The 21,754-nt window shown below is 44.1% G+C and carries 22 protein-coding genes; 1 reads left to right on the top strand and 21 read right to left on the bottom strand.

Annotation, left to right across the window (positions count from 1 at the left end):
- Positions 1-446: 446 nt before the first annotated feature.
- From AC1RRX_RS01355 to ctpB, 5 genes are all read right to left on the bottom strand, one after another.
- Complete coding sequence (locus tag AC1RRX_RS01355; protein WP_042635520.1) at positions 447-1,220, bottom strand: thioesterase II family protein; 774 nt, start codon at positions 1,218-1,220, stop codon at positions 447-449.
- Between the two features lie 50 nt (positions 1,221-1,270).
- Positions 1,271-2,341, bottom strand: coding sequence for a DUF3810 domain-containing protein (locus AC1RRX_RS01350; RefSeq protein ID WP_144463872.1), 1,071 nt, complete (start codon positions 2,339-2,341; stop codon positions 1,271-1,273).
- Between the two features lie 278 nt (positions 2,342-2,619).
- Complete coding sequence (gene minJ / locus AC1RRX_RS01345) at positions 2,620-3,810, bottom strand: cell division topological determinant MinJ (protein WP_144463871.1); 1,191 nt, start codon at positions 3,808-3,810, stop codon at positions 2,620-2,622.
- A 74-nt stretch (positions 3,811-3,884) separates the two neighbouring features.
- Positions 3,885-4,238 (bottom strand): swarming motility protein SwrAA, encoded by a 354-nt coding sequence (gene swrA, locus AC1RRX_RS01340; RefSeq protein ID WP_014305920.1) that lies wholly within the window; start codon positions 4,236-4,238, stop codon positions 3,885-3,887.
- Between the two features lie 372 nt (positions 4,239-4,610).
- Positions 4,611-5,969, bottom strand: coding sequence for a carboxy-terminal processing protease CtpB (gene ctpB, locus AC1RRX_RS01335; RefSeq protein ID WP_372386219.1), 1,359 nt, complete (start codon positions 5,967-5,969; stop codon positions 4,611-4,613).
- A 209-nt stretch (positions 5,970-6,178) separates the two neighbouring features.
- Between ctpB and AC1RRX_RS01330 the strand changes: the two genes are divergently transcribed.
- Positions 6,179-7,585 carry a right-handed parallel beta-helix repeat-containing protein gene (locus AC1RRX_RS01330; RefSeq protein ID WP_144463870.1) on the top strand — a complete coding sequence of 469 codons (1,407 nt, stop codon included), beginning with the start codon at positions 6,179-6,181 and terminating at the stop codon, positions 7,583-7,585.
- A 46-nt stretch (positions 7,586-7,631) separates the two neighbouring features.
- On the opposite strand, the gene ftsX is transcribed toward AC1RRX_RS01330, so the two are convergent.
- The 16 genes from ftsX to flgL form a co-directional block, all read right to left on the bottom strand.
- The gene (gene ftsX / locus AC1RRX_RS01325; protein WP_007407464.1) at positions 7,632-8,522 is read right to left on the bottom strand and encodes a permease-like cell division protein FtsX; all 891 of its coding nucleotides are present in this window, start codon (positions 8,520-8,522) and stop codon (positions 7,632-7,634) included.
- Entirely contained in the window at positions 8,515-9,201 is a 687-nt protein-coding gene (ftsE, locus tag AC1RRX_RS01320) for a cell division ATP-binding protein FtsE (protein ID WP_007407465.1), read from the bottom strand. The genes ftsX and ftsE overlap by 8 nt, the downstream gene beginning before the upstream one ends.
- Positions 9,202-9,419: 218 nt before the next feature.
- Positions 9,420-9,761 (bottom strand): cytochrome c551, encoded by a 342-nt coding sequence (cccB, locus tag AC1RRX_RS01315; protein ID WP_007614074.1) that lies wholly within the window; start codon positions 9,759-9,761, stop codon positions 9,420-9,422.
- A gap of 35 nt (positions 9,762-9,796) precedes the next feature.
- Positions 9,797-10,645 carry a YitT family protein gene (locus AC1RRX_RS01310; RefSeq protein ID WP_012118565.1) on the bottom strand — a complete coding sequence of 283 codons (849 nt, stop codon included), beginning with the start codon at positions 10,643-10,645 and terminating at the stop codon, positions 9,797-9,799.
- Between the two features lie 169 nt (positions 10,646-10,814).
- A protein-coding gene (gene prfB, locus AC1RRX_RS01305; RefSeq protein ID WP_096034905.1) for a peptide chain release factor 2 occupies positions 10,815-11,916 on the bottom strand; the annotation gives its coding sequence in 2 pieces (ribosomal slippage) (positions 10,815-11,843 and positions 11,845-11,916; 1,101 coding nt in all).
- A 74-nt stretch (positions 11,917-11,990) separates the two neighbouring features.
- On the bottom strand, positions 11,991-14,516 hold the full coding sequence (gene secA / locus AC1RRX_RS01300; RefSeq protein ID WP_020956414.1) for a preprotein translocase subunit SecA: 2,526 nt from the start codon (positions 14,514-14,516) through the stop codon (positions 11,991-11,993).
- 166 nt (positions 14,517-14,682) lie between these two features.
- Complete coding sequence (gene hpf, locus AC1RRX_RS01295) at positions 14,683-15,249, bottom strand: ribosome hibernation-promoting factor, HPF/YfiA family (RefSeq protein WP_003151413.1); 567 nt, start codon at positions 15,247-15,249, stop codon at positions 14,683-14,685.
- 194 nt (positions 15,250-15,443) lie between these two features.
- Positions 15,444-15,821 (bottom strand): DUF8042 domain-containing protein, encoded by a 378-nt coding sequence (locus tag AC1RRX_RS01290; RefSeq protein WP_003151412.1) that lies wholly within the window; start codon positions 15,819-15,821, stop codon positions 15,444-15,446.
- Between the two features lie 9 nt (positions 15,822-15,830).
- A complete protein-coding gene (fliT, locus tag AC1RRX_RS01285; RefSeq protein WP_007614086.1) occupies positions 15,831-16,175 on the bottom strand; it encodes a flagella biosynthesis regulatory protein FliT in 345 nt (114 codons plus the stop codon).
- Positions 16,175-16,576, bottom strand: a complete 402-nt coding sequence (fliS, locus tag AC1RRX_RS01280; protein ID WP_003151407.1) for a flagellar export chaperone FliS — start codon at positions 16,574-16,576, stop codon at positions 16,175-16,177. The genes fliT and fliS overlap by 1 nt, the downstream gene beginning before the upstream one ends.
- Before the next feature lie 19 nt (positions 16,577-16,595).
- Complete coding sequence (locus tag AC1RRX_RS01275; RefSeq protein ID WP_007407473.1) at positions 16,596-18,116, bottom strand: flagellar hook-associated protein 2; 1,521 nt, start codon at positions 18,114-18,116, stop codon at positions 16,596-16,598.
- 249 nt (positions 18,117-18,365) lie between these two features.
- Positions 18,366-19,352 (bottom strand): flagellin N-terminal helical domain-containing protein, encoded by a 987-nt coding sequence (locus AC1RRX_RS01270; RefSeq protein WP_015387631.1) that lies wholly within the window; start codon positions 19,350-19,352, stop codon positions 18,366-18,368.
- A 143-nt stretch (positions 19,353-19,495) separates the two neighbouring features.
- A complete protein-coding gene (csrA, locus tag AC1RRX_RS01265) occupies positions 19,496-19,720 on the bottom strand; it encodes a carbon storage regulator CsrA (RefSeq protein ID WP_003151402.1) in 225 nt (74 codons plus the stop codon).
- Entirely contained in the window at positions 19,714-20,145 is a 432-nt protein-coding gene (gene fliW / locus AC1RRX_RS01260; protein ID WP_144463869.1) for a flagellar assembly protein FliW, read from the bottom strand. The genes csrA and fliW overlap by 7 nt, the downstream gene beginning before the upstream one ends.
- A gap of 29 nt (positions 20,146-20,174) precedes the next feature.
- Positions 20,175-20,744, bottom strand: coding sequence for a DUF6470 family protein (locus tag AC1RRX_RS01255; RefSeq protein WP_007407476.1), 570 nt, complete (start codon positions 20,742-20,744; stop codon positions 20,175-20,177).
- 91 nt (positions 20,745-20,835) lie between these two features.
- Positions 20,836-21,753: a flagellar hook-associated protein FlgL gene (gene flgL / locus AC1RRX_RS01250; protein ID WP_007407477.1), complete on the bottom strand. Its 918-nt coding sequence runs from the start codon at positions 21,751-21,753 to the stop codon at positions 20,836-20,838.
- Position 21,754 lies beyond the last annotated feature (1 nt).

Here is a 21,754-nt window from a genome sequence, read left to right as displayed (position 1 = left end):
GCTGAGAGTTCCGATCAAGTTCGGCGCTGACATCGTAATCCGGCCGTAAAAAAAGCCCGGCCGCTGTGTTGTTAGCGGCACCAGGCTTTTTATATGTGATTTTTCATAATTAATAAAACTGAAAGCTTATTATTTCCAATGTTTTTTCTTAATTTTTTTCATAATTCTCCTTACTAAAACCTACCTAAAACAATTATTGAATATTACTTTTATAATTAAGCAAAATTAAGTAACAATCATTGAAGGATTCTCAGACTGATAAAATTTATTTTAAATATAATATTTCAAAACACATTGATCCTCCTTCTAAAGTTGAGTCGCGTCACTTTAGTAGAATCATACCGTGGCTTCCCTTGTCAAAAGGCACAGTTCTTTTTTACACCACTACTTGAGACTTTAACGTTTCTCTCATTTGAATTAATTCAAAATAGAATTAATGGGGGAGATTACCCCCGTATTTCCAGGCGATCCAGGTGGGTGGCCTGGTAAATATTTTGAGTCTCTGTATCTTTAACAATAGTATTTACAATATCATTAGGATACCGATTCAAAAAAAAATGTTCTCCTTTAAACTTATGAAATTTCACGTTTCCTTCAACAACTTCACTCCATTTATGCATTTCATTGATATGAGTCGAAAAATCGCTATCCGCATAAAAAACGCTTACTCCACAACTTATTTTTTCTGCTTTGGGCTGAAACTTATAATTGTCCAAAATTATAAAATCTGCTCGCAAAATCGGAAGAAACATATCCATAATCTCTTTTGTATAAAACTCCTCTGGTATTCCCCCATATTGTTCCACCTTTGTCAAGAAAGTTTCATTAGTCATATTTTCAATGTCTTCTCTCTTTTCAAAAATATGTGGAGCATCTCGCCCAGAAAAAAACAGATGCCTTGGTTCCTTAGTTCCCATTTGCTTAAGTTTATAATATATCTCATAAGTCAATAAGGCTCCCATGCTGTGTCCAAATATAACATATTCATCGTCATATTCTAATTGTTCACTTATTCTTTTGGCGATATCTTCACTTGCTTCACCAACAGACTGGTAACAAGGCTCTGTGAATCGAGTTCCTCTTCCAGCCAATTCACATATACACAATTCATATCTATCCGGCAGTAGTTTTTTCCATTCATAATATGCATTTACCGACGCTCCAGCATATGGAATAGGAAATACTTTTATTTTATTTATTTCACTCACTCCTATGTTCAACTTGAGCCCACTATCATTACTATATAAACCTATAAGTATTCAAGATACATTTAATTGTACTTCTCTATCTCTCGCTGCTCTGCCAGCAACAAATTCACCATATCACTATAGCTATTCAAACCGTCTGTCTGATTATTTGCCTTCAGATATACATCATTTACATTTCTTGAAATACTTGAAATAACACCCTCATACTTATCCCGGTACTGCTCATTTTGTTCTATATCATGCTGCACCGCCTTGGACAGACTGGACATTATATCAGACGCCTGATCTGGATCCACTTTCTTTAGCTCAGATATAGAATAATCAAATGCTAGAAAAAAACCACTGTAAAGTATCATTGGATCATCCTGCTGCTTACATGCCAGATATGCTATAAAATTTGCCTCATCCTCATGCATGAAACCACTCTGATGTGCCAATTCATGTGCCATAGTAGCAGGCACCAAGAAAACGGGCACATTAACATTGATATTGGATTCATAAGTAAAAGGGACAAAGATACCATTTATCCCTGCATGCGACATTAGCTTTGACATCACAACTGGTTTTGGTGTTGAGTATAAAGAATGCTCCAAAATAGGATATTCCTTTGATAACATTTGCATCGAGAACACTGCGTGTTGTGCATAATAATCAAAAACCTCTGGTACTTGAGCCAAAAGATCAGTGTCCGCTAACTTTTCCCTTGCCAATTCCATTTCAACGGCAAGCGACTTACTCAATTTGACCAGTTCCTCCTTGCTGTAGTTCTCTTCTTTATATTCGGTATAAGACAAAAAAGAATATCTGTAATAGTTTATTCCACCCAAAATAGTATAACAAAAATATATCACGCTACAGATCGTAACTATTCCTAGAGCACCACGATAAACTACCATCCTACGTGCACCTTTACTCATGATGACCTTGCGCACATAATAAACGATATAAAATAGAAATAGTAACACAACCAACACGACGAGCCATTCACTAACAGAAAACTTGACCCAAGAAGGTACAAGTCCTACTGTTTTTGAAAATAACGGATATACAGACCTACTGTATTTCTCCGCCCAATCCTGATGGTTCTGCGCGTATTTTGTCAGTATATAAGCTATAACTCCAAGTGAGATCAACGGCAATCTCTTAAGTAAAAGCTTTTTTATAATGTACTCCCCCTATCCAACATAACCATTATAATCAGTTATTCTTAATATATATCCTGCTAAAGATTCATCTTCTAAAGGTTTTGGAGTTAGCAATAACCTTTCCAATAAGCCATACCTCTCCTTCATTTATTTTTTTATTATTTCAAAATAAAACAGCTAAGAAAATATAATTTTCTTAGCTGTTTTATTTTGAAATCTAGTTTAGGAGTTCTTGAAACTATTCCGAATAATTATGAAAAATCACATTATAATGCTGTCATTTCTTCGTGCTCGTGTTCATCCTGCACGAATAAAATACCTAATTCATGATGTTCGCCTTCATAGGACGCGCGCTGATCAAACCGGATCTCACCGTTCAGGCCGATGATCTCCATTTTTACAAATGTGCGGTTTTTTTGAAGTGCTTCATAAAAATCCGACACATGCTTCACGGGGATGCCGTTTACTTTCGTAATAATCTCACCGATCTTCAGCTCAAGATCGTCCGCGGGTGTATTCGGAATGATGCCGAGCACCATTAAGCCCTGATCCCGCTTAGAGAAATAAAACGGAGCCGCGTTATCGTTCAGCCGCTGTCTCAATGATAAAAACAGGCGTCCGAGCACCGCAATACAAGCGGCAGCTCCGGCAAGCGGAGTCCACCAAAGGGCAGCTGCCCCGAATGCGGTCACGATACCCCCGAGAATCATGACACGTTTCGCCGTTATCCTTATGCTGACTTCCGGAAGTGACCCCTGCACACGCTGTCCGAAGCCGGCGATATAAGGAATCCAGATCAAATGGAAAGAGCCGCCCGGCACGGTAAAGACAGGCCACCAAGAAAGGTGTGACTCAAGCCCGCTGCCCGGCACCAATAAGAAAAGCGGAAGCAGCCATGCGCGATTCGCCAATTGTCGGCCGATGGGCAGGCCTCTGCTGCTGACGACAAGCGCCGGAGATGTTTTCAGATGCGCTGAACGGCAGGCAGCCGCTCCCTCCGTGATAATCAAAAGGCCCATAAACACGGCCGCCGATGCCCAATTCACGCCGAATGCCTGCGGAAACCGATCCGCAAACGGCACTGTGTGGGTATACTGAAGGAGAAACGCAATGAACATGCCGGCGCTGACAATATAAGCTGATGACAGCCAATTCATACGGAACGTCAGCGAAGCCAAAGCCGTCACGGCCGCGATTATGCCGAGAAAACCGAATGGAATCGAAATTCCCAGTCCAAAAAATAATATGGAGAGAAGAATACCCGGTATAAGTCCTTTTATGTATGTAAAGATAAGCTCGTCATACATATCCGCGATTTTTGTATGAAACGTATGGCGTTCACGTTTGATCCGCAAATATCCGCATGCGAGACTTATGATGATAAAAAACCAGAACATCGGGTGCAAAAAAAACAGACCGATACTTTTCAGAAGTTCAATTCCCCATTGAACAGACACTGCTTTCACCGCCTCAAGCCAAACATTTTAATTCTATTCTACCAAATAATCATTGGCTTGAATATCTCAAACGTTTATCTCTCTTCCGTCATCCACAGCGTTACATTTGAGAGAGAGAAATCTTTCAGATAGTGGTCAACCTCTACCTCGATCACGCCGCTGATCAGAAGCATGGACCGCTTAATATCCGTCAGATTGATTCCTAAACGTTTATGGTTTTTCATTAAGTAAGTGAAATAATGCTTCGCACACTCTTCATTGATTTCGTGAACGCATTCAACATTTGTGTAATTGACCAGGTATCTGCTGAACAGCATAAGAAGACTTAGTGCTTTGGTTGATGAAAATGTGACGTCTTTTGTTCTGTCTTTTAGTTGTTCCACTAATTCATAATATTTTTTTTCACGCACAATACTTGCCCTCTTCAATTGTGAACCCCCATTTTTTTATCCAGATAAGCACGGGTGATTACAGCTGCCGTGCTGAAGCGCCGCAAACACTTCTGCTTTCGATACTGAAATGCAGCTGCCAAACTAAAACTGTTCTCTATTAGAACCTTCTTTTATTGTAAGAACTAAAACTGACTGAGGCAACTTTCAAAAGTTTCATTTTGAATACATATTAACTCGGCATAAAGTCTCTCTTCTCTATAAATATCGGGTAATGTTTGTCCTTTATAAATGTTTAAATGTGAAAATTTTTTTAATATCTTGTCAAAACCGACATAATTATATGCCTTTTAGTTCATTTTTAAGGCATGACAAAAGAAACAGGAGACGAAAAAAACGCCTCCTTTTCATTTATTTTACAAATAATGATTTTAACGCCATTTGCAGCTGTAAATCATTTTTTTCGTCAGATTTCTTTTCATTCATCAGCTGATTCATTTTTTCCACTGTCTTTTTATCAATGACCGCTGTTTTATCAAGCTTGTACCGGTCTTGAAACGCCAGAACGGCTTTTTTCATTGTTTTGCTGAAATAGCCGTCCGCTCTGCCCGGGTCGAAGCCTAGGCCTTTCAGCAGGATTTGGGCGTGTTTGACATCCGCGCTGTTCATATCAGGCTGAAGCGGCTGTTTCAGCTGAAGCGGTCCCGCCGCAAAATAATCCGGCTGGCTCACGGCGATTGTCGGAGCAATGCCTTTTTTGTGAATCCAATTGCCTTTCGGTGTCAGCCATTTGTAAAGCGTCAATTTAATGTTGCTCCCGTCTCCCATAGGCACGGCCTGCTGAACCGTTCCTTTACCGAAAGAAGTGTCGCCGACAACGTCATAATGTCCCGCTTCTTTTAACGCGCCCGCAAGAATTTCTGAAGCGGAGGCGCTTCCTTTATCCGTGATGACATTGACGGGATACGGCTTCTTATGTTTTAAGGTTGAGAAATATTGTTTTTTATCGCCGTTACGCTCCGCAATTTGGATATACGGCATGTCTTTTGTGATGAAATGCTTTAAAATTTGTTCGACGCTTTGAAGGTAGCCGCCGGGATTCCCTCTTACATCAAGGACGAGACCGTCAATCCCTTGTTTTTCAAGCTTTTTCAGCGCCGCGGCGAAGTCCTGGGCGGTATGCTCGGAAAATGTCGATATTCCGATGTAGCCGACATGATGACCGCCTGATTCTTTGCGGGAAGCAAATACGGTTTCAAGCGGGATTTCCGCTCTTTTAATCCGGAATGACAGCTGTTTATCAGTACCCGGACGCTGTATTTTAATAGAAACCTTCGATCCTTTTTTTCCTCTGATTTTCAGCACGGCTTCGTTTAAACCTTTCCCGCTCATTGACTCGCCGTTTATGCTGATGATTTCATCATTCGGCTTGAGTCCCGCTTTTTCCGCCGGAGATTGCTTAAACGGTGATACGATAATGATTTTATTGTCTTTCATACCGACTTCAGCGCCGATCCCTTCGAAAGAAGAATCAAGAGAATCGGAAAACTGCTTAGCTGTCTGCTTGTCCATATAAACGGAATAAGGGTCGTTTAATGTAGACAGCATCCCCTGAATCGCTCCTTCAAGAAGCTTTTCGTTATCTACATTTTCCACGTATTCGTTCGAGATCAGCTCATATGCTTTTTCGATTTTTTCCATTGCCCGGCTTCTTTCTGCGTCTGATGAATTCGGCTGTGCCGCCCCGGCAATATGGGCTCCGCCGCACATAATGCTGACGGCCGCTATCACTGCGATCATTTTCTGCTTCATCGTTTACCTCCTCTTAGTCCTTTTACGAAAACCTGGAGATAGTATGTGTAAATTGCAAAGAATTCATGTAACGGCAACAAAAAAATGAAAACGCGAGATTGTTTCATATATATGGGTAACGTATAATATTTTGTATGCAATTCATTAAATATACAGGAGAATGCGATATGAAAATAAAATTATCGATTTTATCCGCGGCGGTTCTGGCCGCAGGAATTACCGCCTTTGTCTGGCCAAAAACAGAGGCCAATGAAAAAACGCAGACGGACGCCTTGTATGTTTCTCCGGCAGGCAGCGACCAAAATGAAGGAACGAAAGAAAAGCCGTTCCGCACATTAAAACATGCGGCTGAAAAGGCAGAGGCCGGGACAACCGTATTGATTCGGGAAGGGACGTACGATGAAACGTTTGAAGTAAAGCACAGCGGCACGGCCGAAAAGCCGATTACATTTCGGAACTATCAGAATGAGCATGTCTCAATCAGCGGCAAATCTGCGCCAAAAAGCGATTCTGAAACTCCGTTAATTCAAATCCGCAATAAACAGTACATTACCATTCACGGCGTTACGCTTGAGAATCTCTCCGTATCATCAGAAGATGCAACGGCCATGGGAATCTTCGTCACCGGATCAAGCAGTTATATCAACATTGACGGCAACCATATCCGAAACATTAAAACCACGGCTGATGAGGGAAATGCACACGGCATTGCGTTTTACGGCACAGGCGCCATGAAGGATGTCAGCATCACAAATAATACGGTTGAAAAACTGACGCTCGGCGCAAGCGAAGCGGTCGTGCTGAACGGGAATGTTGACGGATTTAAGATTGCCGGCAATACCATTCGGGACAATAACAATATCGGGATTGACGTGATCGGATACGAAGGAACGTCCAAGCAAAACGACTATGCGCGAAACGGCGTCATTGAAAACAATACGGTGAGCCATAACTCTTCTTACGGAAATCCCGCTTACGGAGATGAATATTCAGCGGGCGGTATTTACGTTGACGGCGCAGAACATGTGGACATTAAGAAGAACACCGTTTACAACAATGACCTCGGCATTGAAGCCACTTCCGAACATAGAGGGAAATACGCACGAGATATCCGGATTACGGATAACAAGGTGTACGGCAATGCTTACACCGGTATTTCAATCGGAGGCTATGACACGAAACGCGGCGGCACCATCAATTCGGTGATCGCTCATAACATTATGTATCGAAATGACACGAAGGACCTTGACGGCGGCCAGCTGCTGCTGCAGTACGGCACAAAAGGGAACACGATCGAAAAAAACATCATGACGGCAAGCGGTTCACGGATTTTTATCGCAAATGATTATACAAAAAACGAAGGCAATACCGTTAATCATAACGTCTATCACAAAGAAGCCGGAAAAGACGGCATTTGGAATTGGAAGAACAGAGAATATGATTCATTCACAGCGTACCAAAAAGGAACGGCAAACGATTCGGATTCCATTTATGCGGACCCGCTGTACCGTGACGAATCGTCTTATGACTTTACATTAAAGCCCGGATCACCGGCCCTTCCCGTCATTCAGTAACGAAACCATTAAAAAAAGCCAGTCTATATCAGACTGGCTTTTGTATTTATACACGAAGGAATTTCCGGATGGAAGTCAGACTTCCCCATACTCCGATAACCGCGCCGATCAGAATGAGCACAAGTGATACTTGGAACACAAACGGACTGTACGGCAGAAGTGAAACAAATGATCCCTGAACTTTCGGGGCCACCCAAGCGACCATCGACTGGTACGTACTCAGCACGAGAGCGATCGGTATGATAGAACCGAATACCCCCAGCAGCAGCCCTTCCAGGAAGAACGGCCAGCGGATAAACCAGTTTGTCGCGCCGACAAGCTTCATGATTTCAATCTCTTTTCTTCTGGCGAAAATCGTGATTTTAATCGTATTTGAAATTAAGAACATCGCCGTGAACAGAAGGCCGATGATTAACGCAATCCCGATGTTGCGTGACACCCCGACGATCTTAAACAGACGGCTGACTTCTTCTTTCCCGTATGTCACTTTATACACATGATCCAGCTTCTCAATTTTTTTCGCGACTTTCGGCGTATCATGCGGATCTGTCGTTTTGACGATAAACGCGTTGTTCAGCGGGTTTTCCTGATCTTGCATTTTCATGGCCTTTCCGCTGTCGCCGAAGCTTTTGACCAATTGATCAAGCTCTTTATCTTTAGATGAAAACTCTACGCTTTGGATTCCCGAGATGTCTTTAATCTCATTCTGCAGCGTATCCTGCGTTTTCTTATTGGACGTCAGATCGATTAATACTTTAATTTCCACTTCTTTTTCAGCATTTTTAGCCATGTTGTTTAAATTCAGCATAATGACTAAAAACACGCCGACCAAAATCAATGTAACGGTAACGGCACTGATGGATGCAAATGTCATCCATGTGTTTCTTCCGAGAGATTTAAAACTCTCACGCAAATGGCGCCCGAGAATTTTAATCATAAGAACCATACTCCCCTCTTGACTCATCACGCACAATAATTCCGTCTTCGATCGCGATGACCCGTTTCTTCATGGTGTTTACTATTTCTTTATTGTGTGTCGCCATCACGACGGTCGTTCCGCGGTTATTAATCTCTTCCAGCGTCTTCATGACTTCCCATGATGTTACCGGATCAAGGTTGCCCGTCGGTTCGTCAGCTATCACGACGTCAGGATTGTTGACGATGGATCTTGCGATGGAAACACGCTGCTGTTCTCCTCCGGAAAGCTGGTCGGGAAACTGCCGCGCTTTATGCTTCAGCTGCACAAGATCGAGCACTTCGAGCACGCGTTTTTTAATAACGGACTGCTGCTCTCCGATCACCTCAAGCGCGAACGCGACGTTTTCAAATACCGTCAGTTTCGGAAGAAGTTTAAAATCTTGGAAAACAACACCTATTTTACGCCGCACGAAAGGAATCTCTTTTTCTTTTACAGACGCGAGATCTTTATGATTAATCAATATTTGTCCTTTTGTCGGCTTTTCTTCTCTGTAAATCATTTTAATAAAAGTAGATTTACCGGCTCCGCTCGGTCCCACGACATATACAAATTCTCCGGGATGAATCATGACTGACAGCCCGTTAATCGCTTTTACACCGTTCGGATAGGATTTATATACTTCTTTCATCTCTATCATGAAATCACCTAATCTTTTAATTATGTCTTGCAGCCATAGAGTTCGTAAAAATACTGCGGTTTATGGCCGGTTTACCAGGAAACAGATGAAAAATCTGAAAGTTCCTTTTCCTCAGTACACTTCATTATACGTCAAATTTAGACATATTACTATTACAGTTTCTTTTCATTCCCAGACCGTGAAAAAACCTTGCCCCTATAACAGGCAAGGTTTTTCTGTTATTTTTTCTGTGACAGCCATTTTGCGATCTCAGCGGCTTCCTTATCATTTACAAGATGGCTCGGCATATTGCCGCGTCCGTTTTTAATGATGCTTTCAATTTTAGCTTCATCATACTTCCCGCCGACTTCCTGTAAATTCGGACCTCCGCCGCCTTCTAAGTCTTTTCCGTGGCAGCCGATACAGCTTTGCTGATAAAGCTCTTCTCCTGCTGACGCAGATGCTTTTGACCCGCCTGAACTGTCAGAGCTTTCTTTTTTCGATTCATTGGAACCGCCGCATGCCGCCAGCAGGACGGACATGGTCAGAACCAGCGCCAGCAGCGCCCATTTTGATTTCATATGTAAGATGCACCCCTTCGCTATTATAACCCCGTTTACGCGCGTTTGAAACCCTCGCCGAGCACCTCGCTTGCGTCTGCGACAATGACAAAGGCTGACTCATCAATCTGTTTGACGATTTGTTTCAGTTTTGTGAATTCGGTCTGGCCAACGACACACATTAAGATCGGACGGTCATGTTCCGTATACCCGCCGACTGCGGAAATCTTCGTCACACCCCTGTCGATTTCTTTAAACACAGCCGATCTGACGGCTTCTTCATGCTGCGTAATGATTAAAGCCATTTTGGAGCGGTTGAACCCGACCTGCACGACATCAATCGTTTTGCTTGAAATAAATACCCCGAGCATCGCATACAGTCCCTGCTCCACTCCGAAAACGAGCATCGCGCTCAGCACAATTAATCCGTCCATGATGGCGAGGCACGTTCCCAGCGACAGCCCCGTGTATTTGTGAATGATCTGGCCCGCCAGAGCCGTTCCCCCCGTGGAGCCTTTGCCGAGATACACGATGCCGATTCCCGTTCCGATCCCGACGCCTCCGAAAATCGCCGCCAGCAGTTCATGGGTCGTCGCGGCAGGCAGATCTCTTGTTAAATAGACGGCGAGCGGCAGAACGATGGAACCGACCAGTGTCTTCATTCCGAACTTCCCGCCGAGAATGATCACTCCGGCGATAAACAAAGGGATGTTAATAATCCACTGCACGTAAGCCGGTTCAAAACCAAACGTTTCTAAAATGGTGCTGATCCCGCTTACTCCCCCCGCTGCTATACGGTTCGGCAGCAAAAATACGTTAAACACGATCCCCGTAATCGCCGCGCCGATCATGATGTATATATAATCTTTGATCAGACGGAGCGGCTTATTGTGATTCACATCCATGCAAAATCCTCCGTTCTCCGATTTTCTCTCGATAGCATTTTAAGTCTTCCCGGCTTAGAAGTAAATAACAGCCAAATACCGTATTAATTTGCTAAAGCGCTGTTGTGAAAAATGGAAAAAGAGAACGGATAAAAAAACACACCTTGCCAAAGGCAGGTGTGTTCCCGGATTACGACAGTTTAGAACGTAAATAGGCGTCAATGAAAATATCGATATCTCCGTCCATAACCGCCTGCACGTTCCCCATTTCCGTATTGGTGCGGTGATCTTTCACCATGGAGTACGGATGGAAGACGTACGAGCGGATTTGGCTGCCCCAGCCGATTTCTTTCTGTTCGCCGCGGATTTCGTCAAGCTCCGCCTGCTGTTCTTCAATTCTGCGCTGATACAGCTTCGCTTTGAGCATTTTCATCGCCCGGTCGCGGTTTTTGATTTGTGAACGTTCCGTCTGGCACGTGACGACTACATTTGTCGGCAGGTGGGTGATCCGAACGGCTGAATCAGTCGTATTGACGTGCTGTCCGCCGGCACCGCTCGCCCGGTACGTATCAACTTTAATATCTTCGGTACGAATATCAATGTCGATTTCTTCATTGAATTCAGGCATGACTTCACATGACACGAATGACGTGTGGCGGCGGCCTGATGAATCAAATGGAGAAATCCGCACGAGGCGGTGTACGCCTTTTTCCGCTTTTAAATAGCCGTATGCATTGTGGCCTTTAATGAGCAGTGTGACAGACTTAATACCTGCTTCATCTCCCGGGAGATAATCAAGCGTTTCAACTTTGAAACCGCGTCTTTCCGCCCAGCGGGTATACATTCTGAGCAGCATGGAACCCCAATCCTGAGATTCCGTACCGCCGGCCCCCGGATGAAGTTCTAAAATCGCGTTGTTTTTGTCATATGGTTCACTGAGCAGCAGCTGAAGCTCAAATTCATTCAATTCCTTCGTTAATGACTTCAGCTCTTTTTCAAGCTCTTGCTGAAGGTCCTGGTCAGGTTCTTCTTTTAAAAGATCATGTGTCATTTGCAGCTCTTCGTGAGACTCGCTCAGCTGATGATAGGAGTTCACGTATTCTTTCAGACCGTTCGCTTCATTGATGACGGTTTGGGCCTTCTGCTGGTCATTCCAGAATTCCGGTTCCGCCATCTTTTCATCTAATTCTGCAATGCGGGCTTCCTTTGATTCGAGGTCAAAGAGACCCCCTGAAGTCCGCTAAACGAGAAGCCATATTTTCGAGCTCTGCCCTGATTTCTGATAATTCCATTCCATTCACCTCATTAAAAGATCCGGGGCGCCATAAGACGCAGACCCGGTCATGTTCGCTTCATACAGTCGAGACTATTCTGTCCGGCCGCAGCAATTTTTATATTTTTTTCCGCTTCCGCAATGGCAAGGCGCGTTACGTCCGATATCCACAACTTTGCGGACCGGCGCTTTTTTCGCTTGTTTGGCCTCATCGCCGTCCTGAGGCTGATGAGCCGTCGTTTGGCCCTGAACAACTTCTTCGCGTTCCAGATTGCTTTCAATCTCGGCCTTCATGACGAATTTCGCAACCTCGTCCTCAATGGACTCAATCATGTGCTCAAACATAGCGAAACCTTCCATTTGGTATTCACGCAGCGGATTTGTCTGCGCATAGGCGCGAAGGTGAATCCCTTGACGCAGCTGATCCATCGCATCAATATGATCCATCCATTTTGAATCGACGGCACGCAATACGATGACTTTTTCGAATTCACGCATCTGCTCTGTGCCGAAATTCTCTTCTTTTTCATTATATTTTGTCATGATGCGATCCATGATCATCTCATGCATTTCATCCGGTTCTTTTCCGAAGATATCACTCTTTTCAAGCGCGCCTTCATCAAGATACGTTGTATTCACAAGCTCCACGAGGCCGTCAAGATTCCATTCTTCCGGAAGCTCCTCTTTCGGCGTATAAGCGGCAATTGCACGCTCCAGTGAAGACTTGATCATGCCTTCCACAATGTCACGCAGGTTTTCAGAGTCAATGACTTCAAAACGCTGCTTGTAAATGACTTCGCGCTGCTGACGGAGCACGTCGTCATATTGAAGAAGCTGTTTACGTGAATCGAAGTTGTTTCCTTCGACACGTTTTTGAGATGATTCCACGGCGCGTGACACCATTTTGCTCTGAATCGGCGTGGAGTCATCCATACCGAACCGGTCAAGCATCGCCATCGTCCGTTCAGCTCCGAAACGGCGCATCAATTCATCTTCCATTGAAAGATAAAATTGTGTGATGCCCGGGTCTCCCTGACGTCCTGAACGTCCGCGGAGCTGATTGTCAATCCGACGGGATTCGTGGCGTTCCGTACCGACGACTGCAAGGCCGCCAAGCTCTTTTACGCCTTCGCCGAGTTTAATGTCGGTTCCGCGTCCCGCCATGTTGGTCGCAATCGTGACAGCGCCTTTTTGTCCCGCTTCCTCAATAATCTGAGCTTCGCGCTCATGGTTTTTGGCATTCAGCACCTGATGCGGAATCCCTTTGTTTTTCAGAAGTTTAGAAATCAATTCAGACGTTTCAACGGCAACCGTACCGACAAGAACCGGCTGTCCGGTCATGTAGCGCTGGGCGACATCCTCCGCCACCGCCTTGAATTTCCCTTCCATTGAGCGGTAGATCAAGTCCGGACGGTCGTCACGGATGACCGGCTGGTTGGTCGGGATGGATACAACCTGCATGTTATAAATATTGCGGAATTCTTCCTCTTCCGTTTTTGCGGTACCGGTCATACCGGCCAGCTTTTCGTACATACGGAAATAGTTTTGGAACGTAATCGTCGCCAATGTCATGCTTTCATTTTGAATCTCCAGGCCTTCTTTCGCCTCAATTGCCTGGTGAAGACCTTCGCTGTAGCGGCGTCCTTTCATCAGACGGCCGGTGAAGGAATCAACGATGACGACCTGGCCGTCCTCAACAACATAATCCACGTCTTTCTGCATCGCCGCATGGGCTTTTAAAGCCTGGTTGATATGGTGGTTCAAGGCCACGTTTTTGACATCAAACAGGTTGTCGATGCCGAACGTTTTTTCAGCCTTCGTCATTCCTTCTTCCGTCAGCTGAACGCCCTTCGTTTTGACGTCATACGTATAATCCTGATCTTTCTTGAGTGTGCGGACAAACGCATTTGCCTGCACGTACAGTTTTGTGGACTTCTGAGCTTGTCCGGAAATAATCAATGGCGTTCTCGCTTCATCGACTAAAATTGAATCGACTTCATCAATAACGGCAAAATGAAGCGGGCGCTGCACCATTTGTTCTTTATAGAGCACCATGTTGTCACGCAAATAATCAAAGCCGAGTTCATTGTTCGTTGAATACGTGATATCGGCTGCGTAAGCTTCGCGTTTTTCGTCTTTTGACATCGAATTCAGGTTCAGGCCGACTGTAAGCCCGAGAAACGCAAAAATCTCTCCCATTTGCTGGGCATCACGGCTCGCCAGATATTCGTTGACCGTTACGACGTGAACGCCTTTTCCCGTCAACGCATTTAAATACACGGGAAGCGTGGACGTCAGCGTTTTCCCTTCCCCTGTTTTCATTTCGGAAATGTTCCCCTCATGAAGGGCGATGCCCCCCATCAGCTGCACTTTAAACGGGAACATGCCGGTTACGCGGCGGGAAGCTTCACGAACGACGGCAAACGCTTCGACAAGAAGGTCATCCGTCGTTTCTCCTTTTTCAAGCCGCTCTTTAAATTCTGCCGTTTTATGTTTAAGCGCCTCGTCAGAGAGATTTTCATAATCTCCTCTTACGGCATCAATGTCATTTGCTATTTTTTCGTATTTGTTCAGCGCACGTTTGGTCGGATCAAACATTTTATTTAAAATCCCAAGCATCTATAACGCTCCTCTATGTTCACATGCAGATTTTGCATGGAATAAATGATAATTTTCTGTCCATGTATACCTCTCATTATCATAACATACCTTTTGCTATTTCCAAAGAATTTGCAGATAAAGATAGAGAAAAACCTTCCGCGCGTTCACGGAAGGCTGGATGGGTTTATTCAGTCGGTTCAATTAATCCGTATTTGCCGTCATTTCTGCGGTAAACGACGTTTGTGAGATTCGTCTCCGCGTTGGTGAATACGAAGAAATTATGTCCGAGCATATTCATTTGGAGAATCGCTTCTTCATTATCCATCGGTTTTAAATTAAAACGCTTTTGACGGACAATTTCCGGGCTGTCATCTTCAATTTCGTCCTGAACCGCTACGCCCGTATCAGCAGCGCTGCCGTTCTCGAAATAATGTTTCGGAAGACCCTGCTCGCGGAATTTTCGGTTGACTTTTGTTTTGTGCTTTCGGATTTGACGTTCCAGCTTGTTTGTTGCGAGATCAATTGCATTGTACATATCCTCGTTATGCACTTCAGAACGAAGCGCCAGATCAGTCATCGGAATGGTGACTTCAACTTTAGATTCCTTATCATTATAGAATTTTAAGTTGACGTTCACATCGGCATTGACGCTCTGCTCGAAATATCGCTCCAGCTTGCCGATTTTTCTCTCCACATGATCCTTTAACGCAGGTGTAACCTCAATGTTTTCTCCTCTGATATTGTAGTTCATCAAAGAACGCCTCCCTTTATCTAAGGATATGTAACTATTTCTCTTTTACCCCTTCTGATCCCTGCTGAAACGTTAAAATAATGTGTAAATTCGGTGAACGATGACGAATGGTGTCGGTTTTATCCGGCAGCTTCCGCCAGGATTATAAGTATATGCGGAGGACGCAGGCAAAAGACCTGCCGCTTGCAGCAGGTCTAGTGAAGAACATACGGTTTGATGCAGTCGTGCGTCTGCTCCATCCATAGCTTATAATGCGGCAGAAAGATGGTTTTTAAAAACTCCTGAAAAGGGGCGGACGGGAAATCATAATCATTTAACATGCTGAAATCCTGAAAGATCTCGTCAAATGAGCGGATCGCCGTCTCCACGCATCGGCACTCAATGATAGACAGCAGAAGCGCATGAGAGGAATCGAGATGAAAAAAAGCCTGAATCAAATCGTTGTAAATCCGCTCGCCCTCCGTCTTAAAAAAATCATCCTGCGTGTCCAACAGGTAGCAAAGCCCCTCATCAATCGTAAAAAGAAGCTGGTAGTAGGCTGACACCAAATGGTAATCGTTCAAACTTCTCAAAACACTCACCTATTTGCGTTTGTCGTAAAAACGGCCGTCACTTGTCGTTTGATGATACGGATTGAAATACGTATTATGGTAGATTCGTTTTTTCTTAAGCGTTTTTATTTCATTTCGGATACCATCCTGAATCCGTTTCACTTCGCCGGTAATCAGACGGTCCATCGCGGCCACCTGCTGAAGCAGCGTTTTTTCTTCTTCGGAAAAAGGCGGCTTTATGCCCGCAAGCATCTCCTCCCTTTTCTCCGTAAATGCCGTAACGCTGCTGATAAGACCGTCGCTTTCCGGGGCGTCCTTCAGTGCGGCGTACATGTTCTTCGTTTCGTTATACAAAGAAAAGACATTGCTGTTCATCAGGCAAGGCCGCCCGCGCCGTGGCTGTTTTTCCGTTCACTCTGCATGGCCTGCTTCCACGTGTCGCGAAATTCAGTAACGAGTTTTTCCGCTTCATCTAAAAATTCTCCGTTATTCTGCACGTTCGCGTCGATCAGCCGGCGGCGGATGTAATCATAAATGGATGACATCTGTTCAGAAATCTCAATCTCCCGGTTTAACGTGATGCTGAGCTCTTGAATGATGTTTTGCGCCTTTACGATATTTTCATTTTTGGCTTCAAGGTTGTTTTGCTTCATCGCCTGCCTGGCCAGCTTAATGAATCGCAGGCAGCCGTTATAAAGCATAAGGGTCAGCTCTTCCGGAGCGGCTGTAAAGACGGATGTCTGCTGATAAGCAGCAAAAGGATTATTTATTGCCATTTTTATAAAACCTCCAAGGTTATGATGTTGAAGATCCTAACATTGACGTGAGATATGAAGATTGGCTGTTCAATTTCTCCAATGCCGTATCCAGTGCGCTGAACTTTTTATAATATCTCGTCTCGATGTCATCCAGCTTCGTTTTCATATTGGAAATATTTGTTTCTATTTCATCCAGGCTTTTTCCGATGGCAAAGCTGGTTGATACCGAGCTTTCCGTACCCGCCTGTTTTGAAATTTGAATCTGCATTTTGTTTAATGTGTCTTTTAATCTCCGGGCAATCCCCTGTTCCTCCGGGTTTTTGGTTTTCGCTGTATCAGGGCTGTCTGCATTAAACAGTTTAGCCACGAGAGCAGGATTCTCGGTAATTTTCTGTTTCAGTTTCGCTTCGTCTTTAATGACAAGCTTTCCTTGATCCGTATAACTATCAGACGTCTCAATTCCGAAATCTGCAAGCTGATATTTTTTCCCGTCAATCGTAACCGTTGAGTACAGATCAAGCCGCATCTCCGCCAAACCGTTCTGCAGCGTGCTGTCGCTCCGTAATAAACCGCTTTTGGCCTTTGCTTCCCACTGCTCAATCTGCTTATCGGTCATCGCTTCTCTTTGTTCATCGGTTAGCGGCTTATAATCACGGTATTTTGATTCCGACGCCTTCTCGTTTACACTTTTAATTAACGTATTGTATTTATCAACGAAATCTTTAATGTTGTCAAAAATGCCGTCCGTATCAGTCGTGCTGTTAATCGTAACCGTTTTATTGCTGTCCGTCACGCTGTTCAGCGTGTATTTGATGCCGTTGATCGTAAAGTTATTGGACGTTTTTGTCATTTCAAGCCCGTTGAACGTAAACTTCGCGTTTTTCCCTTCGGCATTGGCCGTCAGTTCATTTGTTGCATCATCAACGGCAAAACCGAGCTGATCTTTCAGAAAGCTTTTGGTTGCGTCATCACCTGCTGAAAGGGTAAATCCTTCCCCCGTTTTATTGGAAGTGAACGCAATCGTATCCACATAATCCGTGCCGTTGGAAATTTTCTCTTTTAAAGCCGTCACCCCAAGGCCTGAGCTGTTCAGTTTAGAAATGACATCGTCAATCGTATCGGTTGCGGCGATCGTGACGTTTACCTCAGTCGGCTTCGTTTCACCCGGATTTGTGACATTGAATTTCAATGTTTGGCTCTGACCTGAAGTGAAATTGATGGCCCCTGATGATTTATAAGTCGTCGGTGTGGCCAGCTGTTGTACAGACATGCTCGTTGAAATATTCTGTTCAGCACTGACAGCCACCGCGCTGACACTAGAATCCGAACTTGTTACTGTTTTTTTATTCCAGTTTGTGGACATCAGCATATTATTAAATGTCGTAGAATACATGTCGGCAATCTGGGTATTCACTTCCCGATAAGCATCGCGCTTCCATTCAAGCGTCTGCTTTTGCTGGTTTAATTTATTAAGCGGCTGCTTTTCGGCATCCATTAGTTTTTTCACCAGAGAATCTACATCAAGACCGGAATTAAGGCCTGTGATTCTTGTGACCATATGTACCCTCTCCTTTTCAGCGTTTAGTCGTAGACGGCTCTATGACAACAGTGAGTTTCCGACTGTTTATCATATCACAGCTCCATAAATGTATGATCTTATTCTTATATCGGTCATATTAAAAGGTTTTCAATAATTTAACTGCAAAATATAATGTTTCATTTTGTCAATAGGGTTCTTTGGCATGATGGAGGGGGAAATAGCTGAAGAAATAAAAAAAGACCCTGGAGAACCAGGATCTTTCCGTCATTAACCTTTAAGCAATTGAAGAACTTGCTGAGGCTGTTGGTTAGCTTGCGCAAGCATTGCTTGAGAAGCCTGAGTAAGGATGTTGTTTTTCGTGTACTCCATCATCTCAGAAGCCATGTCTACGTCACGGATACGTGATTCAGCAGAAGTCAGGTTCTCAGAAGAAGTACCAAGGTTGTTAATTGTGTGCTCTAAACGGTTTTGAACCGCACCAAGTTTAGCGCGCTCGCTAGATACTGTGTCGATAGCTGTTTTGATTGTTGTAAGAGCTGAAGACGCAGCTTTAGCTGAAGATGAGATGTCGATACCTTTTGTTACTTTTGTATCTTTAGCTAATGCACTGTCAGCTTGATAAACTAATTTATCAGCATCATCATAGTAGCCATTCGGCCCTTTAGAACCGTCAGTGACAAGGGTTGCTTCTTTTCCATCTGCAGTTACAAGCTTAGAACCGTCATCATTTGCTGTGTAAGTCGTACCAACTTTCAGGCTTTCAGAGTCCATTTTATTGATAGACAGGCTCATTGTTTGGCCTTCGTTAGCTCCGATTTGGAACGTAAGGTTTTGCGCAGTTCCGTCAAGAAGTTTCTTCGTGTTGAACTCAGTGTCAGTAGAGATTCTTGTTACTTCAGACGCTAATTGGTCCATCTCTTTTTGAAGCTCAGAACGGTCAGAATCAGTGTTTGTATCGTTCGCCGCTTGTGTAGCAAGCTCGCTCATACGCTGAAGAATGCTGTGAGTTTCGTTCAATGCACCCTCAGATGTTTGGATAAGAGAGATTCCGTCTTGAGCGTTTTTAGACGCCATGTCTAAACCGCGGATTTGAGAACGCATTTTTTCAGAGATCGCAAGACCCGCAGCGTCATCACCAGCGCGGTTGATGCGAAGACCTGAAGATAATTTTTCCATGTTTTTAGAAGCAGCGTTTGAACCTGCATTCAGCTGACGGCTTGTGTTAAGAGCCGCGATATTGTGGTTGATTCTCATTTTGTATTTCCTCCCTGAATTGTTTTTCGCACGTCCTTGTGCATTTGCGCAGCGTCATTCTGAAGAAAATTTTTCCTCTCATTGGCTACACTATATATATCGGATGGCCGTTTCTATTGTTTATATTGAAAATAAAAAAATCCTCACTTTTTTTGTGAGGATAGGTTAAGTAATAAATCAGTATTAAAAGATACAGCTCTGTTGTTCTCTTCCAGGATCGACAAGTAGATTTCTTTCCTGTGAATATCTACGTGCTGAGGCGCTTCAATTCCCAGCTTCACTTGTTCTCCTTCGATGGCGATCACCTTTATTTCAATATCCGGCCCGATCTGAATGGACTCATTCACTTTTCTTGAGAGAACTAGCATGATCCTCCTCCTATCAGATGTTTTGTTTCATAGGAAGCATCATGTAAAATGATTTGTTTCGCCTTCATTTCCTTTTTATTGACGATAATCGGCGCTTTTAAATTGGCGGTCGTGTTTTCAAAAGGCTCTTCCAGCGTTAAAATCGCCATCACTTCGACTTCCTCTATATCTTCAATATGCAAAAGTTCAAGCGTCGCATGGTCAATGTCAAATTCGTACCCTTTAAAGAAAATAAACGGACTGGCGACAATAAAGGCGATGTGCTCCTGTTTGACAGACTGCAGCGCCAAAAACGGTGAATCTTCCGACAAAGGAAGAACAACAAATTGAGTCTCGTCATTAAATCCCGGCAGGCCGTTTTCAAATGAGATAATCTGCCCTTCGTCTATTCTGATTTCTCCGTGATATTTTGTTTTAATTATCATGCTTCACAATCCTTTACCACTTTCATCTTTTATTCTGCGTTGCCATCGTCAACCGAAATCGTCACCTTAGGGTCTTGCATCATATCAATCTGAACTTTCCCCGGCGTATAATTCCATACAGGTTTATTGACGGCTGCTTCAATTGAAGGTTTGCGGGCTTCAATATCAATCGTAAGCTTTGAAGGAATGCAGTCAATGTCGACGAGAAACTGCGCAGGCAGAAAGTCGCTGAATTCGCCGAATGGATCGGGCGGTCTGACATCTGCTGCCTGCCGGGCCATCACATTGCCCGTTTTCTTTTCGATAGCCGCCATTTCCTTCCCTTCCCTGACTGTTTTTGCGATAAACTCGCTGCAGGCTTCCGCACCTTTCTGGGCGGCTTCAGCGTTCAGCTTTTCAAATGATTTGAGATTCAAGTTCTCCCACGCCCTCGTCTGGTCAATCGTCAGTTTGGCCGGCGTGCTTTCAATGTTCAGCTCTGCCGGCGGCTGCTCGATTTCCAAGTCAGCGGGCGGCTGTTCCATCTCGATTTCTTCCTTTTGAAAGGTTATACCGATTTTAGCAGGCACACTGTCAATAATCAATCTCGGCATCTGCACAGAGATCCCTCCTGTTTATAGTATTTTAGTAAAAAAAGCGATCTCCCTGTTGTGAGTCGCTTTTTTTATATATTGAAGACGATCAGTTATATTATTTCAGGAAGTCAATCAGTGACGGCTGAATGATGTTCGCATTCACTGACAGCGCTGCTCTATGAACCGTCTGTTGAGATAAATAATCAACAATTACATCTTCCATTTCTACATCTTCATTATCGGACAATACTTTTTCAGCGGTTGCCGCTTGTGATTCCAATCTTGTCTGAATGAGTTCCAACCGGTTTGTGCGTGCGCCGATATTGGATTTTTCAGCATTCATTTTATCAGTAAAACCGTCAATATCTGACAGAATTTGATCTGAATCTGCTTCGGACAGCGTGCCTTTGCTTAAAGAAGCTTCTAAGGAGTTAAGAAATTCAAAAACATTATCTCCATTTTGTGCGACGCCTCCGAAAGCTGAGTTCGGATCAGAATTCACTTTCAACACTGCTCCGTTCGAGATGTTGATGTTAACATCCGAAGCACCTGTATAATTCTCATAGTTGTACGTATATGTGCCGTCGGCATTTTCAGTGATCGGCGGGACGTCTGAATTTGTTCCGTTAAACAGATAACGTCCGTTTACCTGAGTATTCGCGACAGAAACGAGCTGCTTTTTCAGCTGGCCGATTTCTGTACCGATTGCTTTCAATTCTGTTTCACCATTCGAATCACTTTTCGCCTGAACCATCAAGTCCCGGATTTTTCCCATAATATCCGTTTCCGAGTTTACGCTTGATTCCGAGTTTTCCAGCCATGTAAAGCCTTGCGAAACATTCCGCTGATACTGGTTTACCTGCGCAAGCTGAGTACGGTACTGCATTCCCTTCATTGCAACGACCGGATCATCAGAAGCTTTCGTGATTTTTTTCCCCGTAGACACTTGCTGCTGAAGCCGATCGAGCTTGTCATAACTTGAGCCGATAAATCGAAGAGAATTTTTTGCGATCATCCCTTGAGTTACTCTCATT

The sequence above is a fragment of the Bacillus sp. GW821-FHT11D08 genome, from assembly GCF_058808515.1.
The sequence above is the reverse complement of the archived record's forward strand: the minus strand, read 5'-3'. Positions and strand labels throughout refer to the sequence as shown.